14 protein-coding genes and 1 pseudogene are annotated in these 13852 nt (G+C 58.9%); 7 read left to right on the top strand and 8 right to left on the bottom strand.

Translation table 11 applies throughout. From position 1 onward, the window contains the following. Positions 1-164: 164 nt before the first annotated feature. Complete coding sequence (efeB, locus tag DYE40_RS06820) at positions 165-1451, bottom strand: iron uptake transporter deferrochelatase/peroxidase subunit (protein ID WP_115308394.1); 1287 nt, start codon at positions 1449-1451, stop codon at positions 165-167. Between the two features lie 175 nt (positions 1452-1626). Between efeB and DYE40_RS06815 the strand changes: the two genes are divergently transcribed. Further along, positions 1627-2112: a CinA family protein gene (locus DYE40_RS06815; protein WP_115308393.1), complete on the top strand. Its 486-nt coding sequence runs from the start codon at positions 1627-1629 to the stop codon at positions 2110-2112. A 138-nt stretch (positions 2113-2250) separates the two neighbouring features. Continuing rightward, positions 2251-3135 (top strand): DegV family protein, encoded by an 885-nt coding sequence (locus DYE40_RS06810; RefSeq protein WP_115308392.1) that lies wholly within the window; start codon positions 2251-2253, stop codon positions 3133-3135. A gap of 343 nt (positions 3136-3478) precedes the next feature. Here DYE40_RS06810 and DYE40_RS06805 read toward each other — a convergent pair whose 3' ends face one another. The 3 genes and pseudogenes from DYE40_RS06805 to DYE40_RS13285 form a co-directional block, all read right to left on the bottom strand. After that, positions 3479-4153 carry a type 1 glutamine amidotransferase domain-containing protein gene (locus DYE40_RS06805; RefSeq protein ID WP_115308391.1) on the bottom strand — a complete coding sequence of 225 codons (675 nt, stop codon included), beginning with the start codon at positions 4151-4153 and terminating at the stop codon, positions 3479-3481. A gap of 252 nt (positions 4154-4405) precedes the next feature. After that, positions 4406-4738: an aldo/keto reductase gene (locus tag DYE40_RS13290; RefSeq protein WP_425451191.1), complete on the bottom strand. Its 333-nt coding sequence runs from the start codon at positions 4736-4738 to the stop codon at positions 4406-4408. 47 nt (positions 4739-4785) lie between these two features. Next, positions 4786-5388: pseudogene (locus DYE40_RS13285) on the bottom strand (aldo/keto reductase); the annotation flags it as partial. A 716-nt stretch (positions 5389-6104) separates the two neighbouring features. Between DYE40_RS13285 and efeU the strand changes: the two are divergent. Together efeU and efeO are read left to right on the top strand one after the other, a co-directional pair. Then, positions 6105-6926, top strand: a complete 822-nt coding sequence (gene efeU, locus DYE40_RS06795) for an iron uptake transporter permease EfeU (RefSeq protein ID WP_115308920.1) — start codon at positions 6105-6107, stop codon at positions 6924-6926. A 15-nt stretch (positions 6927-6941) separates the two neighbouring features. Further along, positions 6942-8135 carry an iron uptake system protein EfeO gene (gene efeO, locus DYE40_RS06790; protein WP_115308390.1) on the top strand — a complete coding sequence of 398 codons (1194 nt, stop codon included), beginning with the start codon at positions 6942-6944 and terminating at the stop codon, positions 8133-8135. A gap of 174 nt (positions 8136-8309) precedes the next feature. On the opposite strand, the gene nfsA is transcribed toward efeO, so the two are convergent. From nfsA to DYE40_RS06770, 4 genes are all read right to left on the bottom strand, one after another. Beyond that, a complete protein-coding gene (gene nfsA / locus DYE40_RS06785) occupies positions 8310-9053 on the bottom strand; it encodes an oxygen-insensitive NADPH nitroreductase (RefSeq protein WP_115308389.1) in 744 nt (247 codons plus the stop codon). A gap of 244 nt (positions 9054-9297) precedes the next feature. Next, positions 9298-9513, bottom strand: a complete 216-nt coding sequence (locus DYE40_RS06780; protein ID WP_115308388.1) for a hypothetical protein — start codon at positions 9511-9513, stop codon at positions 9298-9300. Positions 9514-9529: 16 nt separating this feature from the next. Next, positions 9530-10045: a C40 family peptidase gene (locus tag DYE40_RS06775; RefSeq protein WP_115308919.1), complete on the bottom strand. Its 516-nt coding sequence runs from the start codon at positions 10043-10045 to the stop codon at positions 9530-9532. 605 nt (positions 10046-10650) lie between these two features. Continuing rightward, positions 10651-10965 (bottom strand): hypothetical protein, encoded by a 315-nt coding sequence (locus DYE40_RS06770; RefSeq protein ID WP_115308387.1) that lies wholly within the window; start codon positions 10963-10965, stop codon positions 10651-10653. A gap of 202 nt (positions 10966-11167) precedes the next feature. Here DYE40_RS06770 and DYE40_RS06765 point away from each other — a divergent pair, with 202 nt between their 5' ends. The 3 genes from DYE40_RS06765 to bioA all read left to right on the top strand — a co-directional run bounded on the left by DYE40_RS06765 (position 11168) and on the right by bioA (position 13850). After that, positions 11168-11860, top strand: coding sequence for a Bax inhibitor-1 family protein (locus DYE40_RS06765; RefSeq protein WP_115308386.1), 693 nt, complete (start codon positions 11168-11170; stop codon positions 11858-11860). 121 nt (positions 11861-11981) lie between these two features. Beyond that, entirely contained in the window at positions 11982-12497 is a 516-nt protein-coding gene (gene coaD, locus DYE40_RS06760; protein WP_115308385.1) for a pantetheine-phosphate adenylyltransferase, read from the top strand. A gap of 63 nt (positions 12498-12560) precedes the next feature. Then, entirely contained in the window at positions 12561-13850 is a 1290-nt protein-coding gene (bioA, locus tag DYE40_RS06755; protein WP_115308384.1) for an adenosylmethionine--8-amino-7-oxononanoate transaminase, read from the top strand. Positions 13851-13852 lie beyond the last annotated feature (2 nt).

The following is a 13852-nucleotide window of genomic DNA, read 5'->3' as shown; positions in this document are numbered from 1 at the left end:
TTATAGCAAAAAGGTTATAGCAAAAAGGCTGTTGGGATGATGGGCAGCAGCTTTTGCCGCTTGTGTCTGAACGGAAGCTGTTGGAAGCGGAAAAGGCCGTCTGAAAAGCTGTTTTCAGACGGCCTTTAATAACGGGAAAGGCGGATAAACCGTGTTTTGTGCGGCTATTCCGCCAGCAGCCCTTGCGCAAGGAAGCTGCCTTTTTCCACGCCGGGCAGGGTAAAAAAGTAGCCGCCGCCGAAGGGTTTGATGTATTCCTCTAAAGGTTCGAGGTTGAGGCGGTTTTGCACGAAGATGAAGCCGTCGTCCAAATTGGCCTGATACATGACGAGGATAAGGCCGACATCGAGCTGGCCGTTTTTGGCCAGTCCCATCGAGTAGTTGAAGGGGCGGCGGAAGAGGAGGTGTTTTTTCATAAACTCGGGATCGCGCGGGTTGCCCAGTCGGATGTGGCTGTCTTTGGGGATGGCTTTGCCTTCGGGATCGGCGGCGTAGTTTGGGATGTCGCTTTCTTTTTTCTGCCCCAGCGGCGCGCCGCTGTATTTTTCGCGGCCGAAGATGTCGTTTTGTTCCTGCAAGGGGGTGCGGTCCCAAAATTCGACGAAGTGGCGGATGAGGCGCACTGCCTGATAGCTGCCGTTTTTCGCCCACGCCGGTTCGTCCAGGCTGTTGGCGGCTACGCCCGTCCACAGCACTTGGTCGGCCACTTTGGGATCGGACACGTCGGGGTTGCCGGTGCCGTCGCGGAAGCCGAGAAGGTTGCGGGCGGCCATCGCGCCGGCTTCGGGCTTGGGCAGCCAGCCGTCTATGCTCCATTTGATAACGGCGTATTTGGCGGTTTGCTTGATGATGTCGCGCAGGGCGTTTTGGCAGGTTTCGGGAGAGAAGGCGCAGATTTGGATGCCGATGTCGCCGTCGCACCATTCTTTGCGCAGCTCGTCGTTGGGAAAATCTTTCATTTCCTGCAAGTGTTTGGGTTTTTTGTCTGCCAGGCCGAAGCGGCTGTCAAACAGGGTGTGGCCGACGGAAACGGTAACGGTGAGGCCGTCGGGCGGGACGTTTTTGCCCAGTATGCCGCTGCCGGCGGGCGGCAGCTTGTCGTCGCCGTCGATGAGTTCGCCTCCCCGTGTGAGAAATTCGATGCGGGCGGTAAGCGTGCGGAAAAAATCGGTCAGGCGGGCGCGGCTGTCGGCGGTGATGTCGAAGGCGCAGAGGATGCCGAAGGGCTGGTGGGGGGTAACGATGCCGGCCTGATGGGTGCCGTAGCAGTCGTAGGCGGTTTGGCTGCGGCGGTCGAAGTGTCCGCCTTCGTTGTGTTCCTTGTTTTCAGACGGCATGGGGGCAGCGGCATTGTCGGATTTCTGCCCGCAGGCGGAGAGGGCGGCGGCGGCGGAGAGGGCGGCGGCGGTTTTGAAAAAACGGCGTTTGGACGGATCGCTGGCTTGTTTCATTCTGTACTCCTTGTATTGGGGTGCCGGAAACCGGCAAAGAGGCCGTCTGAAAACGGCGGCACACGGGAATGTAAATTATACCCGCAGCCGCTGCGGGCAGGCAGGCCGTCTGAAAATGCCTGCCCGCGTTTTTCAGACGGCCTATAATCCGCCGTTTGCAAAAGGAGTGCCGACTATGGACGAACAACTGCTGTACGCAGCCACCGCCGCCCTTGCCCGAGGCCGTCTGAAAGTTACCTGTGCCGAATCGTGTACCGGCGGGCTGCTTGCGGCAGCGTTTACCGAGCTTCCCGGCAGCTCGGCCTGGTTTGAAACCGGCTTCGTTACATACAGCAACGAAGCGAAACAGCGGCTTTTGGGCGTGTCTGCAGAGAGCCTGCGGCGCGAAGGCGCGGTCAGCGAAAGCGTGGCGCGGGAAATGGCTTCGGGCGCACGCGCGGCGGCGCAGGCCGATTTCGCCCTGTCGATTACCGGCATTGCCGGCCCGGGCGGCGGCAGCGCGGACAAACCCGTCGGCACAGTATGTTTCGGCCTTGCCGGCCCAGGCGGCGTGTCCGCCCGCACCGCGCATTTCCACGGCACACGCGGCGAAATCCGCCGCAAATCCGCCGCCTTCGCGCTGGTCTGGCTGGCGCAGGCTTTGGCCGATGCCGACAGATAAAATTTATCACGCATATTTTTTACATTAATTTCACATATTTATACCGACAATCCTGCTGGACAGCCGCCTGTAAAAGCCTTAGTATCCGCGCCCTTTTCCATCCGACTGAAATTTGCGCCACAAGCCGAACACCGAAATATGCCCGACAACCCCAATGCCCCACCCGTACGCTGCGCCGTCGTTTCCACCTCCACCGGTTCGCTCGACGAGCTTTCCGCACAGGACGACCTGCTCTACATCCTGCGCCTCAACATCCACATGGACGGCCTGGTGTATGCCGACGGCTACGACCTCCATCCCGAAGCCTTTTACCTCTGGCAGGCCGACAACCCCGAAGGGCAGGCCTCCACCTCGCCGCCCGCCGAATCCGTCGTGCGCGACCTGTTTAAAGAAATCATCGACTTGGGCTACAGCGAAATCATCGTAACCACCCTCAGCGGCCGCCTCAGCGGCACAGTGGACACCGTGCGCAAAGTGGCCGCCGAAATGGCGCGCGACATCCAAACCTACATCGTCGACACCGGCACCGTCTGCATCCCCGAAGGCCACTTCGCCCTCGAAGCCGTACGCCTGCTGCGTCAGGGCTTTGCCGCCGCCGACGTGGCCGAACACCTCGAACGCCTCAAGCCCTCCGCCGAAATCGTATTCAGCGTCAGCAGCCTGCGCCATCTGCGCCGCCTGCACCACCTCAACACCACCGAAAAATTTTTCGCCGGCCTGCTCGATCTCAAGCCCGTGCTGCGCTTTCACGACGGACAGTTTTCCCGCGCCGGCATCGGCATGGGGCGCAAAACCGAAGACACGCTCGACGCACTCGCCGACACCGCCGCCCAAGCCGCCCAAGCCAAACCCGTCCGCCTCTACGGCCTCTACGGCAGCGACCTTGGGCTTTACGAACGCCTCGCCGAAAAGCTGCACAGCAAAACCGGCATCACCCCCGCCGCCTTCCCCATCTCGCCCGTTATCGGTGCGCACATCGGTGCCGACGCGGTCGGCGTGTGCTGGGTGGACGAACCGCTGTAAACCCGCCGAAACCCTGCAACAGGCCGTCTGAAAAACGAATTTCCGAATTTTCAGACGGCCTGTTTTCTCTTTTTCAAAACACCGCACAAGCTGCTGTGAAAACATCCCAAACCGCGTGCGAGGCTGTGCCACTCCCTACTGAACAGCAAAGGCCGCTCCGAATCCCCGTAGGGTGTGTCGCATAGCGACGCACGCGTCCTATGCCAAACCGCCGCACTCAGCCAAATTCCGTGTGTAGATATGTCGCCCCAAGGCGGCGCACGCGTTCCCCGCCGCAACATAGAGGCCGTCTGAAAAGCAAAAACAGGGGCGCGATGTGCACCCCTGTTTGGCGTTGTGATGATTATTTTTGCAAGGCTTCCACCATTTTCACACCCACGGTTTTTGCCGATGCAGGGTTTTGCCCTGTTATCAAACGCTCGTCCACCATCACATTATCCGACCAGTTTGGCGCGGCATGGTGTTTTGCGCCGTGGTTTTCCAGCGCGGTTTGCAGCAGGAACGGTACGATGTCGGTGGCTTGTACGGCTTCTTCTTCGGCGTTGGTGAACGCGGCAACATTTTTGCCGTTAACCAAATATTCGCCGTTGGACAATTTGGCGTTTACCAGCGCGGCAGGCCCGTGGCACACCGCGGCAACCACGCCGCCGCTTTCATACACTTCACGGATGATGCGCTGCACATCGGCGCTGTCGGCAAAGTCCCACATGGTGCCGTGTCCGCCGGCAAAGAATACCGCCGCATAATCCGCGCCGTTCAATTCGCCCAAAGCAGGCGTGTTTGCCAAGCGCTCGTATAAACCTTTGTTGTGCCAGTATTCGGCGTTCACGGGGTCGGACAAATCAAAGCCGTCTATCGGCGGCTGCCCGCCGCGCACAGAGGCAATTACGGTTTTAAAACCTGCGTTTTCCAACACTTCAAGCGGATGAGTTAATTCTGCCAAGTAAACGCCTGTGGGCGCGCCTGATTTGCCTTTGACGGGATGGCTGGTGGTTACGCATAAAACGGGTTTGGTCATTGTTTACTCCTTGGGTTAAAGACAGGTTGTTCGGCTTTCGGCGAGGCTGTCCGGACGGCCTCCAAGCGGTTGGAAAACGTAGCGGGCGGATGGTATAGAACGGAGGGTGGAGGGTCTAATCGTAAAAACAGATACGGCATATCGGGCGCAGCGATAAGGCCGTCTGAAGAATGTTTTACCATTTTCAGACGGCCTTTATTTTCAGGCTGCCTGAAAAACGGTCGGCAAAACGACCGCACTTTGCCGCTGTTTTTACCGTTTGCGTGGCGATATGCCGTCGGTAAATTTGGAGCTTGTCCCCGCTTTTGCGCCTACGTCCAGCAGCGCCATCACGCCTGCCGCAGCCCGACAATGTTCCATGTCGTTCAAGTCTTCGCGGCTGAGCTGTATTTTCGCCGCCGCCATATTTTCGCGTTGGCGGGCGGCGTTGCGTGTTCCGGGAATCGGCACGATAAACGGCGCTCGGGCAAGCAGCCATGCCAAGGCGGTTTGGGCGACGCTGGCGTTGTGGCGGCGGGCAACGTTTTGCAGGATTTCCACCACGCCCCAGTTGGCGGCGATGGCTTCGGGCGTGAAACGCGGCATGCCCGCCCGGCGGTCAAACGCGCCTTCGGCAGGGCGGTAAAGCGGGTGTCTTTCGTTACCGTACCCGTCAAAAAGCCTTTGCCCAGCGGTGCCCACGGAATCAGGGCTATGCCCAGTTCGGCGCAGGTTTGCAGCACTTCCTGCTCGGGGTCGCGCGTCCAAAAGGAGTATTCGTTTTGCAGGGCAACCACGGGCTGTACCGCATGGGCGCGGCGGATGGTGGCATCGCCTGCTTCGCTTAATCCGAACGAGCGGACTTTGCCTTCTCGAATCAGGTCTTGCACCGTGCCTGCCGCGTCTTCAATCGGCACGGTCGGATCAACGCGGTGCTGGTACAAGATGTCCACATAATCGGTTTTCAGCCGCTTGAGCGAGCCTTCCAAGGCACGGCGGATGTTTTCGGGGCGGCTGTCCAAGCCTGCAATATCGCCTTTTTCGTTGATTTTGAATCCGAATTTGCTGGCGATGATGACTTTGTCGCGCATTGTGGCAAAGGCTTCTCCCAGCATTTCTTCGCTCAACCATGCGCCGTAGGCTTCGGCGGTGTCAAAAAAGGTCTGGCCGTCGTCGTGGGCTTGGCGGAACAGGCGGGCGGCATCTTTGACGCTCATCGCGTCGCCATAGCCCCAAGCGGTGTTCATCGCGCCCATGGCAATCGGATTGACGACAAATTGTCCGATGCGGCGTTGTGTGCCGTTGGCGGCGGGCTGTGCGGGGGAAAATCTGCCGCGTTGCGTTGCGGCTTGTGCGTTGGGAACCAGTCCGGCGGCGGCAACTGCGGCAGCACCGGCCATCATGCCCGCACCGGCCAGCAGGCTGCGGCGGATTTTGTTTACGGTATTTTTTTGACTCATGGCATCATCCTTTTTGTTTGGATACCCGCGTGGGGTATGGTGGTCGTTTGCTGTTTCATGGGGCTATCCCTTTGCTTGCCGAATGGATAAAGGCGGAAGATACGCGCTCATTTGAGTGGAATAAACAGGGCAAGCCTGCTAAGGCTTATGAATGTTTTTTATAAATTGCAGGGATGTTTTGCTTTATTCCGTTTGGTTGGAGCAGACAGGCCGTCTGAAACCGCCCGTTGTTCATGCGGGGTTTCAGACGGCCTGTCGAACCCGGCATTTACCATACCGCTCACCTGCGGATACCGCATCGCAACCCGTTCCCTGCCCTCCTTTGTTCCGATTGCCGAGGCCGTCTGAAATGTTTTCAGACGGCCTCAATGCGTATAAACGTGTCTTTAAATGTGCCGGCCATATGCAAACCCGCGCAAACAAAAGCATATTCTGAAAACTGTTTGCATTCGTTTCAGTAAACGGGGATAATTTGCGAAACTTAACTCTCTCTTTGCGGATTTGCCATGCTGATGCTGATTGCTTTTCTGACCATGCTGCGCGAGGGCATCGAAGCCGCGCTGATTGTCGGCATTGTGGCCGGTTTCCTGAAACAGTCCGGCCGCAACGATCTGATGCCCAAGGTGTGGCTGGGCGTGGCGGCGGCGGTGCTGATCTGTTTCGCCTTAGGCTTTGCCATCCATTCGGCTACGGGAGAAATTCCGCAGAAGCAGCAGGAATTTGTCGTCGGCGCGATCGGCCTCGTGGCCGTGGGTATGCTGACCTATATGCTGCTTTGGATGCAGAAGGCGGCGCGTTCGATCAAACACGATCTGCACAATTCCCTGCAAAACGCGCTGAACAAAGGCGGTGCGGGCTGGCCGCTGGTGCTGATGGCCTTTCTCGCCGTGCTGCGCGAAGGCTTGGAGAGCGTGTTTTTCCTGATTGCGGTGTTCACGCAAAGCCCCGACAGCGATTTGCCCGTCGGCGCGGCGGCGGGGCTGCTGGCTTCGGCCGTGGTGGGCGTTTTGCTGTATCAGGGCGGCATCCGCCTGAATCTTGCCAAATTTTTCCGCTGGACCGGCGTGTTTTTGATTTTTGTCGCCGCCGGCCTGCTTTCCGGCTCGTTCCGCGCCCTGCACGAGGCCGGCGTATGGAATATCGGGCAAACCGTTCTCGCCGACTTTTCCCGCATCCTGCACGACGACAGCCCGCTGGGCGTAGTGCTGGGCGGCTTCTTCGGCTATACCGCCCATCCCACCGTAAGCGACGCGGTGTGGTATTTGGTTTATCTTATCCCCGTGCTGTTTTGGTTTTTGCGGGGCAGCCGTCCCGCATCCTCTTCCCGTCAATAAACAAAGGAGTATTTTATGAAAATGACACGTATCACCCTATCCGTATTGCTCGCCATGGGTCTGGCAGCCTGCCAGCCGCCCGAAACGCAAAAAGCCGCCGCGCCCGCTTCGGGCGAAGCCCCGGCCTCCTCCCCTTCCGCCGCACCGGCCGCAGCCAATGCCGACGGCAGCTACAATATTGCCGTAAACGATGCGGCCTGCGAACCGATGGATCTGACCGTGCCCAGCGGCGAAACCGTGTTCCACATCAAAAACAACAGCGGCCGCAAGCTCGAATGGGAAATCCTCGAAGGCGTGATGGTGGTGGACGAACGCGAAAATATCGCCCCCGGCCTGTCCGACAAAATGACCGTAACCCTGCTGCCCGGCACTTACGAAATGACCTGCGGCCTGCTGACCAATCCGCGCGGCAAGCTCACCGTTACCGACAGCGGCTTCAAAGCCCAACCCGCGCAGGCCGATATGGGCAAGCTGGCACAGCCTTTGGCCGACTACAAAACCTATGTCCAAGGCGAAGCACAGCAATTGGTTGGGAAAACGGAAAAATTCGTTGCCGCTGTTCAGGCCGGAAAAGTTGATGAGGCCAAATCCCTGTTTGCCGACACCCGCGTCCACTACGAACGCATCGAGCCGATTGCCGAACTCTTCAACGAGCTCGACCCCGCCATCGATTCGCGCGAAGACGACTACAAAGAAAAAGCCAAAGACGACGCGTTTACCGGCTTCCACCGCATCGAACACGCCCTGTGGATCGACGGCAAAATCGACGACAAAACCAAAGCCACCGCCGAAAAACTCGACAAAGACGTGAAAACGCTGAAAGCCGAAATCGACGTATTGAGCTTCCCGCCGGGCAAAGTCGTCGGCGGCGCGGCGGCACTGATCGAAGAAGTGGCGGCCACCAAAATCACCGGCGAGGAAGACCGTTACAGCCACACCGACCTGAGCGACTTCCAGGCCAACATCGACGGCTCGAAGAAAATCGTCGACCTCTTCCGCCCGCTTATTGCGGAGAAAAACCAGGCCCTGCTTGACACCGTTGATGAAAACTTCAAAAAAATCAACGAAATTCTTGCAAAATACAAAAAAGGGGACGGCTTTGAATCTTACGACAAGCTGTCGGAGGAAGACCGCAAACAGCTCAAAGCCCCGATCAACACCCTGGCCGAAGAGCTGGGCAAACTGCGCGGCACGCTCGGTTTGAAATAGGCCGTCTGAAAACGGCTCCGGCACAGCCGGCCGCCTAAGGCGCATCCCGCCGCAGGCGGCTTCCCGTATAAAAAGGCCGTCTGAAAACACAGTTTTCAGACGGCCTTTTTGCAGGGACGGGATTTCATACCGTTTCGGCTGCACCGCAGCCGTTTTCAGACGGCCTGCGGCCAATCAGCGTTTGGCAAACCCTTGTTTGTGCAGGTATGCCAGTATAAAGGGGCGGACGGGGCGGGCAAGTGTGTTGGCAATCTGCCCCGCCCAGTCCAAATCCTTGCCGCTGCGTTCGCGGTAATAGGTTTTCACTTCTTCGTTGTAGGCGGCCAGCACTTCGCCCGATGCGGGGCGGTAGCGGTTTTCCGACACCAGCGTATCGAGCGGCAGGCGCGGGCGTTGCAGCGGCTGCTGGTCGGGATGGCCGAGGCAGAGGCCGAACAGCGGCACGGTGTGTTCGGGCAGACCGAGCAGATCGCCGGCGCGGGCAATGTCGTTGCGGATGCTGCCGATGTATACCGCACCGAGGCCGAGCGATTCGGCAGCCAGCACAACGTTCTGCGCCATGATGCCCGCGTCGATCGCGCCGGTCAGCAGCACTTCCGTCCAGTCGGTCTGCACATCGGCATCCACCGTGTGATGGCGCACAGCGTCGATACAGAACACAAAAAACTCGGCGCAATGCTCGACATAGGCGTGTCCCATACCGCCTTCGGAAGCGCAGATTTCGCGGAGCTGCTTGCGGATTTCGCGGTCGCCGACACGGATGATGCTGATATTCTGCTGGTAGCTCGATGTGGACGCGGCGCGTCCCGCTTCGAGTATGGCAGTGCGCATTTCGGCGGAAACGGGTTCTTCGGTAAAACGGCGGACGGAGCGGTGGGCAAGCGCGGTTTCCAGCGCGGGCAGGCTGTTCAAGGTCATGTTTTGCCTCCTGTTGGCGGTTGTAAAAATCGGAAAAGCGGGCAAGGATTGTAACAGATGAGGCCGTCTGAAAAGATGCACTCGCGCACAAGCGGCTTTTTCAGACGGCCTTCCCTTGCGGGCGGCAGGCGGTTGCACGCGGTTATCCGCTTCCGCCATATCGGCAAATACAGAGGCCGTCTGAAAACCGTTTTACCGGTTTTCAGACGGCCTCTAATCCTACCCTCCCTGCCGCAAACCGTGCTTACGGACGGTAGGGATTGTCCACACCCGCCACCAGCGCGGCGAGATACTCGCGCAGCTGCGCCTCGCCGCAGCCCATCAAAAGCGCGTCTTCAAACGCATCCTGCGCAAGCTGGAAAAGCTCGCTCATGTTTTCGTTCATCACTTTGACTTTTTCGGTACAGGAAACGACGCTGCCGTCGTCGCCGTACCATTTGGGCATTTCTGGCATGGGCACGGGTGCATCCTTTCGGTCAGTTGGTAAAGCGGCCGGAATCGTAACGTTTGACGCGGCGGGCGAGCGCGTAGCGTCCGTTCCAGTATTTGTTGGACAAACTGGTGATTTCAATGCTCTTGCCGGTGCGCGGCGCGTGGATGAAGCGGTTGCCGCCGATATAAAGGCCGACGTGGGAAATGCGCCCGCGCGACGTGCGGAAAAACACCATATCGCCCGGCTGCAGCTCGCTGCGGGCAACGGGCGAACCCATGCCCGCCTGCTGCGCGGCGGTACGGGGAAGGTTGATCTGCATGGTTTTGCGGAAAATATGCTGCATAAAGCCGCTGCAATCGAAGCCGGTGCTGACCGAAGTGCCGCCGAAACGGTAGCTCACGCCCAAAAGCCCCATCGCGCTGCCGATGAGTTCGTCCGCCTCGCGCCGGCCGATGGGCGTGCCGCTGCGACGGCGCTCTTCTGCGGCTTTCGGTGCGGGAGCCGGCTTGGCCTGCGCCTGCCTCTCTTTTTCGGCCTGGCGTCCGACCAAAGCCTGCATCGCGTCTTCGTCGTATCCGTCTGCGGATTTCGGGGTTTCGCTTGCGGACGGGCGCGGAAGCTGCGTTTCGGAACGGGGAAACTGTGTTTCAGGCCGGCTGCGCGTGTCGGTGCGCGGACGGGCGGGTTCTTTCTTCTGCGCGGGCTTGGCTGCTTCTTTTTTCGCTGCGGTTTTGTCTTTACTCTTGCCCTTAGCCGCGTCTTTACTGCTTTTCGCGCTGTCTTTCTTGTTTTTCGCCGTGTCTTTTTTCGATTTGCTTTGGTTTTTTTTGTTTTTGCCGTTTTTGTCTTTGGCGTTGTCTTTTTTGTCCCTGCCCGCCGCTTTTCTGTCTGCGGGCTTGTCGGACTGTTGCTTTTTGCCGACTTTGCTGTTTTCTTTTTTACCTTTTACCGACTCTTTTTTACCTTTTGCCGACTCTTTGGCAGCGGCTTCTTTCTTCGCGGCCGGCTGTTTTTTTGCGGACGCGCTGTCTTTTTTCGCTTTCGGAGCCTCTTTTTTCGCCGCCGTTTTCTGCTCGGCCTTTTTGTTGGCCGCCTGCGCGGGAAGTGCTGCCGCCAGCAGGGAACAGGCGGCGAAAACGTGGAGGAAAAACTTTTTCAGATAGTTCATACTGTTGTTTCGCTTATATTTATTCGGCTGATCCGGATAAAAATCAAGACGGCCCGGCAGAGCCGTCCGAACGGGAATTTCGTGTCATGGCAGCCGTCCGCATAGTATATGGGGCAGGCCGCAACAGCCGTGATGATACCAATTTTGCCCGCGTTTTGCCCGCCGCACCGGATTTCCGCCATCCGTAAAAAACGGCAGCGGCAGGTGCCTTCTATGACTTCCCCTGTTTTGTCTTCCCAAACAGACATTCGGGCAAAAAAAACACCCGAAAGGCGGCATTCCGTCCGAACACCCCGCAATACGGTTTTCATACGGCCTCATGTTTACAAAAAGCCGCATTCGGCAAAAAAACCGTTAATCCGCGCAAGTGCGCTTTAAATTCCGCGCCGATGCGCCATATCCCTGCCTCACGCGACAAGGGCGGTGGAAAATTTCACCAAAAAATAGTGTCTTGCTGTTACAATCGCCGCCCTTTGACCTTTACTTTACCAACCCACACATAGGAACAACACCATGCAAAATGATGTTTACGACTACACCAACCCTGCCGCAGGCGTACAGCGCAGCAGCGTCCTACGCAAAACCTACGGACTCTTGGCACTGTCCTTTATCCCCTGTGCGCTGGGCGCATTCGCGGCGGCAGCGGCGAATTTCAACATCTACGCCGCCACCGGCAGCCGCTGGATGGGATTCGCCATCGTCCTCCTCTTCTTCTACGGCATGGTTTTCCTCATTGAGAAAAACCGTTACAGCAACACCGGCGCAGGACTGCTGATGGTCTTCACCTTCGGCATGGGCGGCCTGATTTCCCCGCTGCTGCAATACGGCCTCGGCATTCCCGGCGGCGCGGGACTGGTTGCCACCGCAGCCCTGATGACTGCTTCCATCTTCGGCATCATGTCGTTTGCCGCGCACAAAGCCAATATCAACACCCAATCCCTCGGCCGCTTCCTAACCATAGGCGCGGTGGTGCTGATCATCGGCATGATCGCCAACTTCTTCCTCAATGTCCCCATGTTCGGCCTGGCCGTTTCCGGCGCGTTTGCCATTTTCAGCTCGCTGATTATCATGTGGCAGACCCGCGTTGTGATCGAAGGCGGCGAAGACAGCCACATCAGCGCGGCCCTGTCCATCTTTATCGCCATCTACAACCTCTTCTCCAGCCTGCTGCACATCCTGCTCTCCCTCGCAGGCAGCGACGAATAAACCCGTCTTAGGCAGCACGAAAGGCCGTCTGAAAACCGATTTAAAGTTTTCAGACGGCCTTTTGACATTTCTTCACAATCCCGCTATTCTGCCGCACTCCCGCCGAATCCATAGAAACAATATGCAAACCAACACCATACGCCGTGCCGTTTATGCCGGCAGCTTCGACCCGCCCACCAACGGCCATCTTTGGATGATACGCGAGGCGCAGGCTCTGTTTGACGAACTCATCGTCGCCATCGGCATCAATCCCGACAAAAAGCCCACCTACACCCTTGACGAACGGCGGCAGATGCTCGAACAAATCACCGCGCCCTTTCCCAACGTCGCCATCCGCTCGTTCGGCAACCGCTATCTCGTCGACTATGCCCACAGCGTCCATGCCGGCTACATCGTACGCGGCATCCGCAGCGCGTCCGACTACGAATACGAACGCACCATCCGCTATATCAACTCCGACCTGCAGCCCGAAATCGCCACCGTGCTGCTCATCCCCCCGCGCGAATACGCCGAAGTCTCGTCCACCCTGGTCAAAGGCCTCGTCGGCCCCGAAGGCTGGCGCAACACCGTGCGCCGCTACCTGCCCGAAGCCGTGTACGAAAAAATCCTGCGCGACCACCAAAACGACAACGGCTGATCCTTTTTCAGACGGCCTCCGTACGCACGCCTGCCGTCTTCCGCATTTTCCGACCCGCACGCCATGAACGCCGACACCCTGCTCGCCCTCGACCGCGCCCACATCTGGCACCCCTACTCCTCCACATCCGACCCCGCCCCCGTATATCCCGTGGAACGCGCCGAAGGCGTGCGCATCCGTTTGAAAACGGGGCAGACGCTGATCGACGGCATGTCGTCGTGGTGGGCGGCGGTGCACGGCTACAACCATCCGCGCCTCAATGCCGCCGCCGTGCGCCAGCTTGAAAAAATGAGCCACGTCATGTTCGGCGGCTTCACCCACGACGCGGCGGGCGAGCTGACCGAACTGCTGCTCGGCATCCTGCCCGACGGTTTGGACACCGTGTTTTACGCCGACAGCGGCTCGGTGGCGGTGGAGGCGGCGATGAAAATGGCGGTGCAGTACCAGCACGCGGCCGGACGGCCGCAGCGGCACAAATTCGCCGCCGTCCGCGCCGGCTACCACGGCGACACCTGGCACGCCATGTCGGTGTGCGATCCGGTAACGGGAATGCACGGCCTGTTTGCCGGCTGCCTGCCCGTACAGTTTTTCCTGCCGCAGCCGCCGGTAAAATTCGGCGGAGCGTGGAAGGACGAAGCGGCCGCACCGCTGGCGGATCTGTTGGAAAAACACGCCCACGAAATCGCCGCGCTGATTTTGGAACCCGTCGTACAAGGCGCGGGCGGCATGTATTTTTATTCGCCCGAATACCTGAAAGCAGCCCGCGAACTGTGCGACAGACACGGCGTACTGCTGGTTTTCGACGAAATCGCCACCGGCTTCGGCCGCACCGGCAAACTGTTTGCCTGCGGACACGCGGGTGTCGTGCCCGACATTATCTGCCTCGGCAAAGCCCTTACCGGCGGCTGTCTCACGCTCTCGGCGGCGGTTACGCACAAACGCATCGCCGACATCATCAGCGGCGGCGCGGCCGGCTGCTTTATGCACGGCCCCACCTTTATGGCCAACCCGCTGGCCTGCGCCGTGGCCGCCGAATCGGTCAGGCTGCTGCTGGAAAGCGGCTGGCAGGACAACGTTGCCCGTATCGAAACGCGGCTGCGCCGCAAGCTCGCCCCCGCCGCCGCCCTTTCCGCCGTGAAAGAAGTGCGCGTACTCGGCGCAATCGGCGTAGTGGAAATGCACGATCCGGTAGACCTGCGCCGTTTGCAACCCAAATTCGTCGAACGCGGCATCTGGCTGCGCCCCTTCGGCAAACTGGTTTACACCATGCCGCCCTTTATTATGCAAAACAGCGACTTGGACACACTTTCAGACGGCCTGACCGCCGCGCTGCGCGAAGAATACGGAGCATAAAA

The organism is Kingella potus, assembly GCF_900451175.1.
In the GTDB taxonomy this organism is placed as follows: domain Bacteria; phylum Pseudomonadota; class Gammaproteobacteria; order Burkholderiales; family Neisseriaceae; genus Neisseria; species Neisseria potus.
The sequence above is the reverse complement of the archived record's forward strand: the minus strand, read 5'-3'. Positions and strand labels throughout refer to the sequence as shown.

Bases quoted from the DNA above. Each gene is read 5' to 3' on its own strand.
- DYE40_RS06805 (WP_115308391.1), bottom strand. From the start codon at position 4,153: ATGACCAAACCCGTTTTATGCGTAACCACCAGCCATCCCGTCAAAGGC.
- bioA (WP_115308384.1), top strand. From the start codon at position 12,561: ATGAACGCCGACACCCTGCTCGCCCTCGACCGCGCCCACATCTGGCAC.
- efeU (WP_115308920.1), top strand. From the start codon at position 6,105: ATGCTGATTGCTTTTCTGACCATGCTGCGCGAGGGCATCGAAGCCGCG.
- DYE40_RS06815 (WP_115308393.1), top strand. From the start codon at position 1,627: ATGGACGAACAACTGCTGTACGCAGCCACCGCCGCCCTTGCCCGAGGC.
- efeO (WP_115308390.1), top strand. From the start codon at position 6,942: ATGAAAATGACACGTATCACCCTATCCGTATTGCTCGCCATGGGTCTG.
- DYE40_RS06770 (WP_115308387.1), bottom strand. From the start codon at position 10,965: ATGAAAACCGTATTGCGGGGTGTTCGGACGGAATGCCGCCTTTCGGGT.
- coaD (WP_115308385.1), top strand. From the start codon at position 11,982: ATGCAAACCAACACCATACGCCGTGCCGTTTATGCCGGCAGCTTCGAC.
- DYE40_RS06775 (WP_115308919.1), bottom strand. From the start codon at position 10,045: ATGCAGGCTTTGGTCGGACGCCAGGCCGAAAAAGAGAGGCAGGCGCAG.
- DYE40_RS13290 (WP_425451191.1), bottom strand. From the start codon at position 4,738: ATGCCGCGTTTCACGCCCGAAGCCATCGCCGCCAACTGGGGCGTGGTG.
- efeB (WP_115308394.1), bottom strand. From the start codon at position 1,451: ATGAAACAAGCCAGCGATCCGTCCAAACGCCGTTTTTTCAAAACCGCC.
- DYE40_RS06810 (WP_115308392.1), top strand. From the start codon at position 2,251: ATGCCCGACAACCCCAATGCCCCACCCGTACGCTGCGCCGTCGTTTCC.
- DYE40_RS06765 (WP_115308386.1), top strand. From the start codon at position 11,168: ATGCAAAATGATGTTTACGACTACACCAACCCTGCCGCAGGCGTACAG.
- nfsA (WP_115308389.1), bottom strand. From the start codon at position 9,053: ATGACCTTGAACAGCCTGCCCGCGCTGGAAACCGCGCTTGCCCACCGC.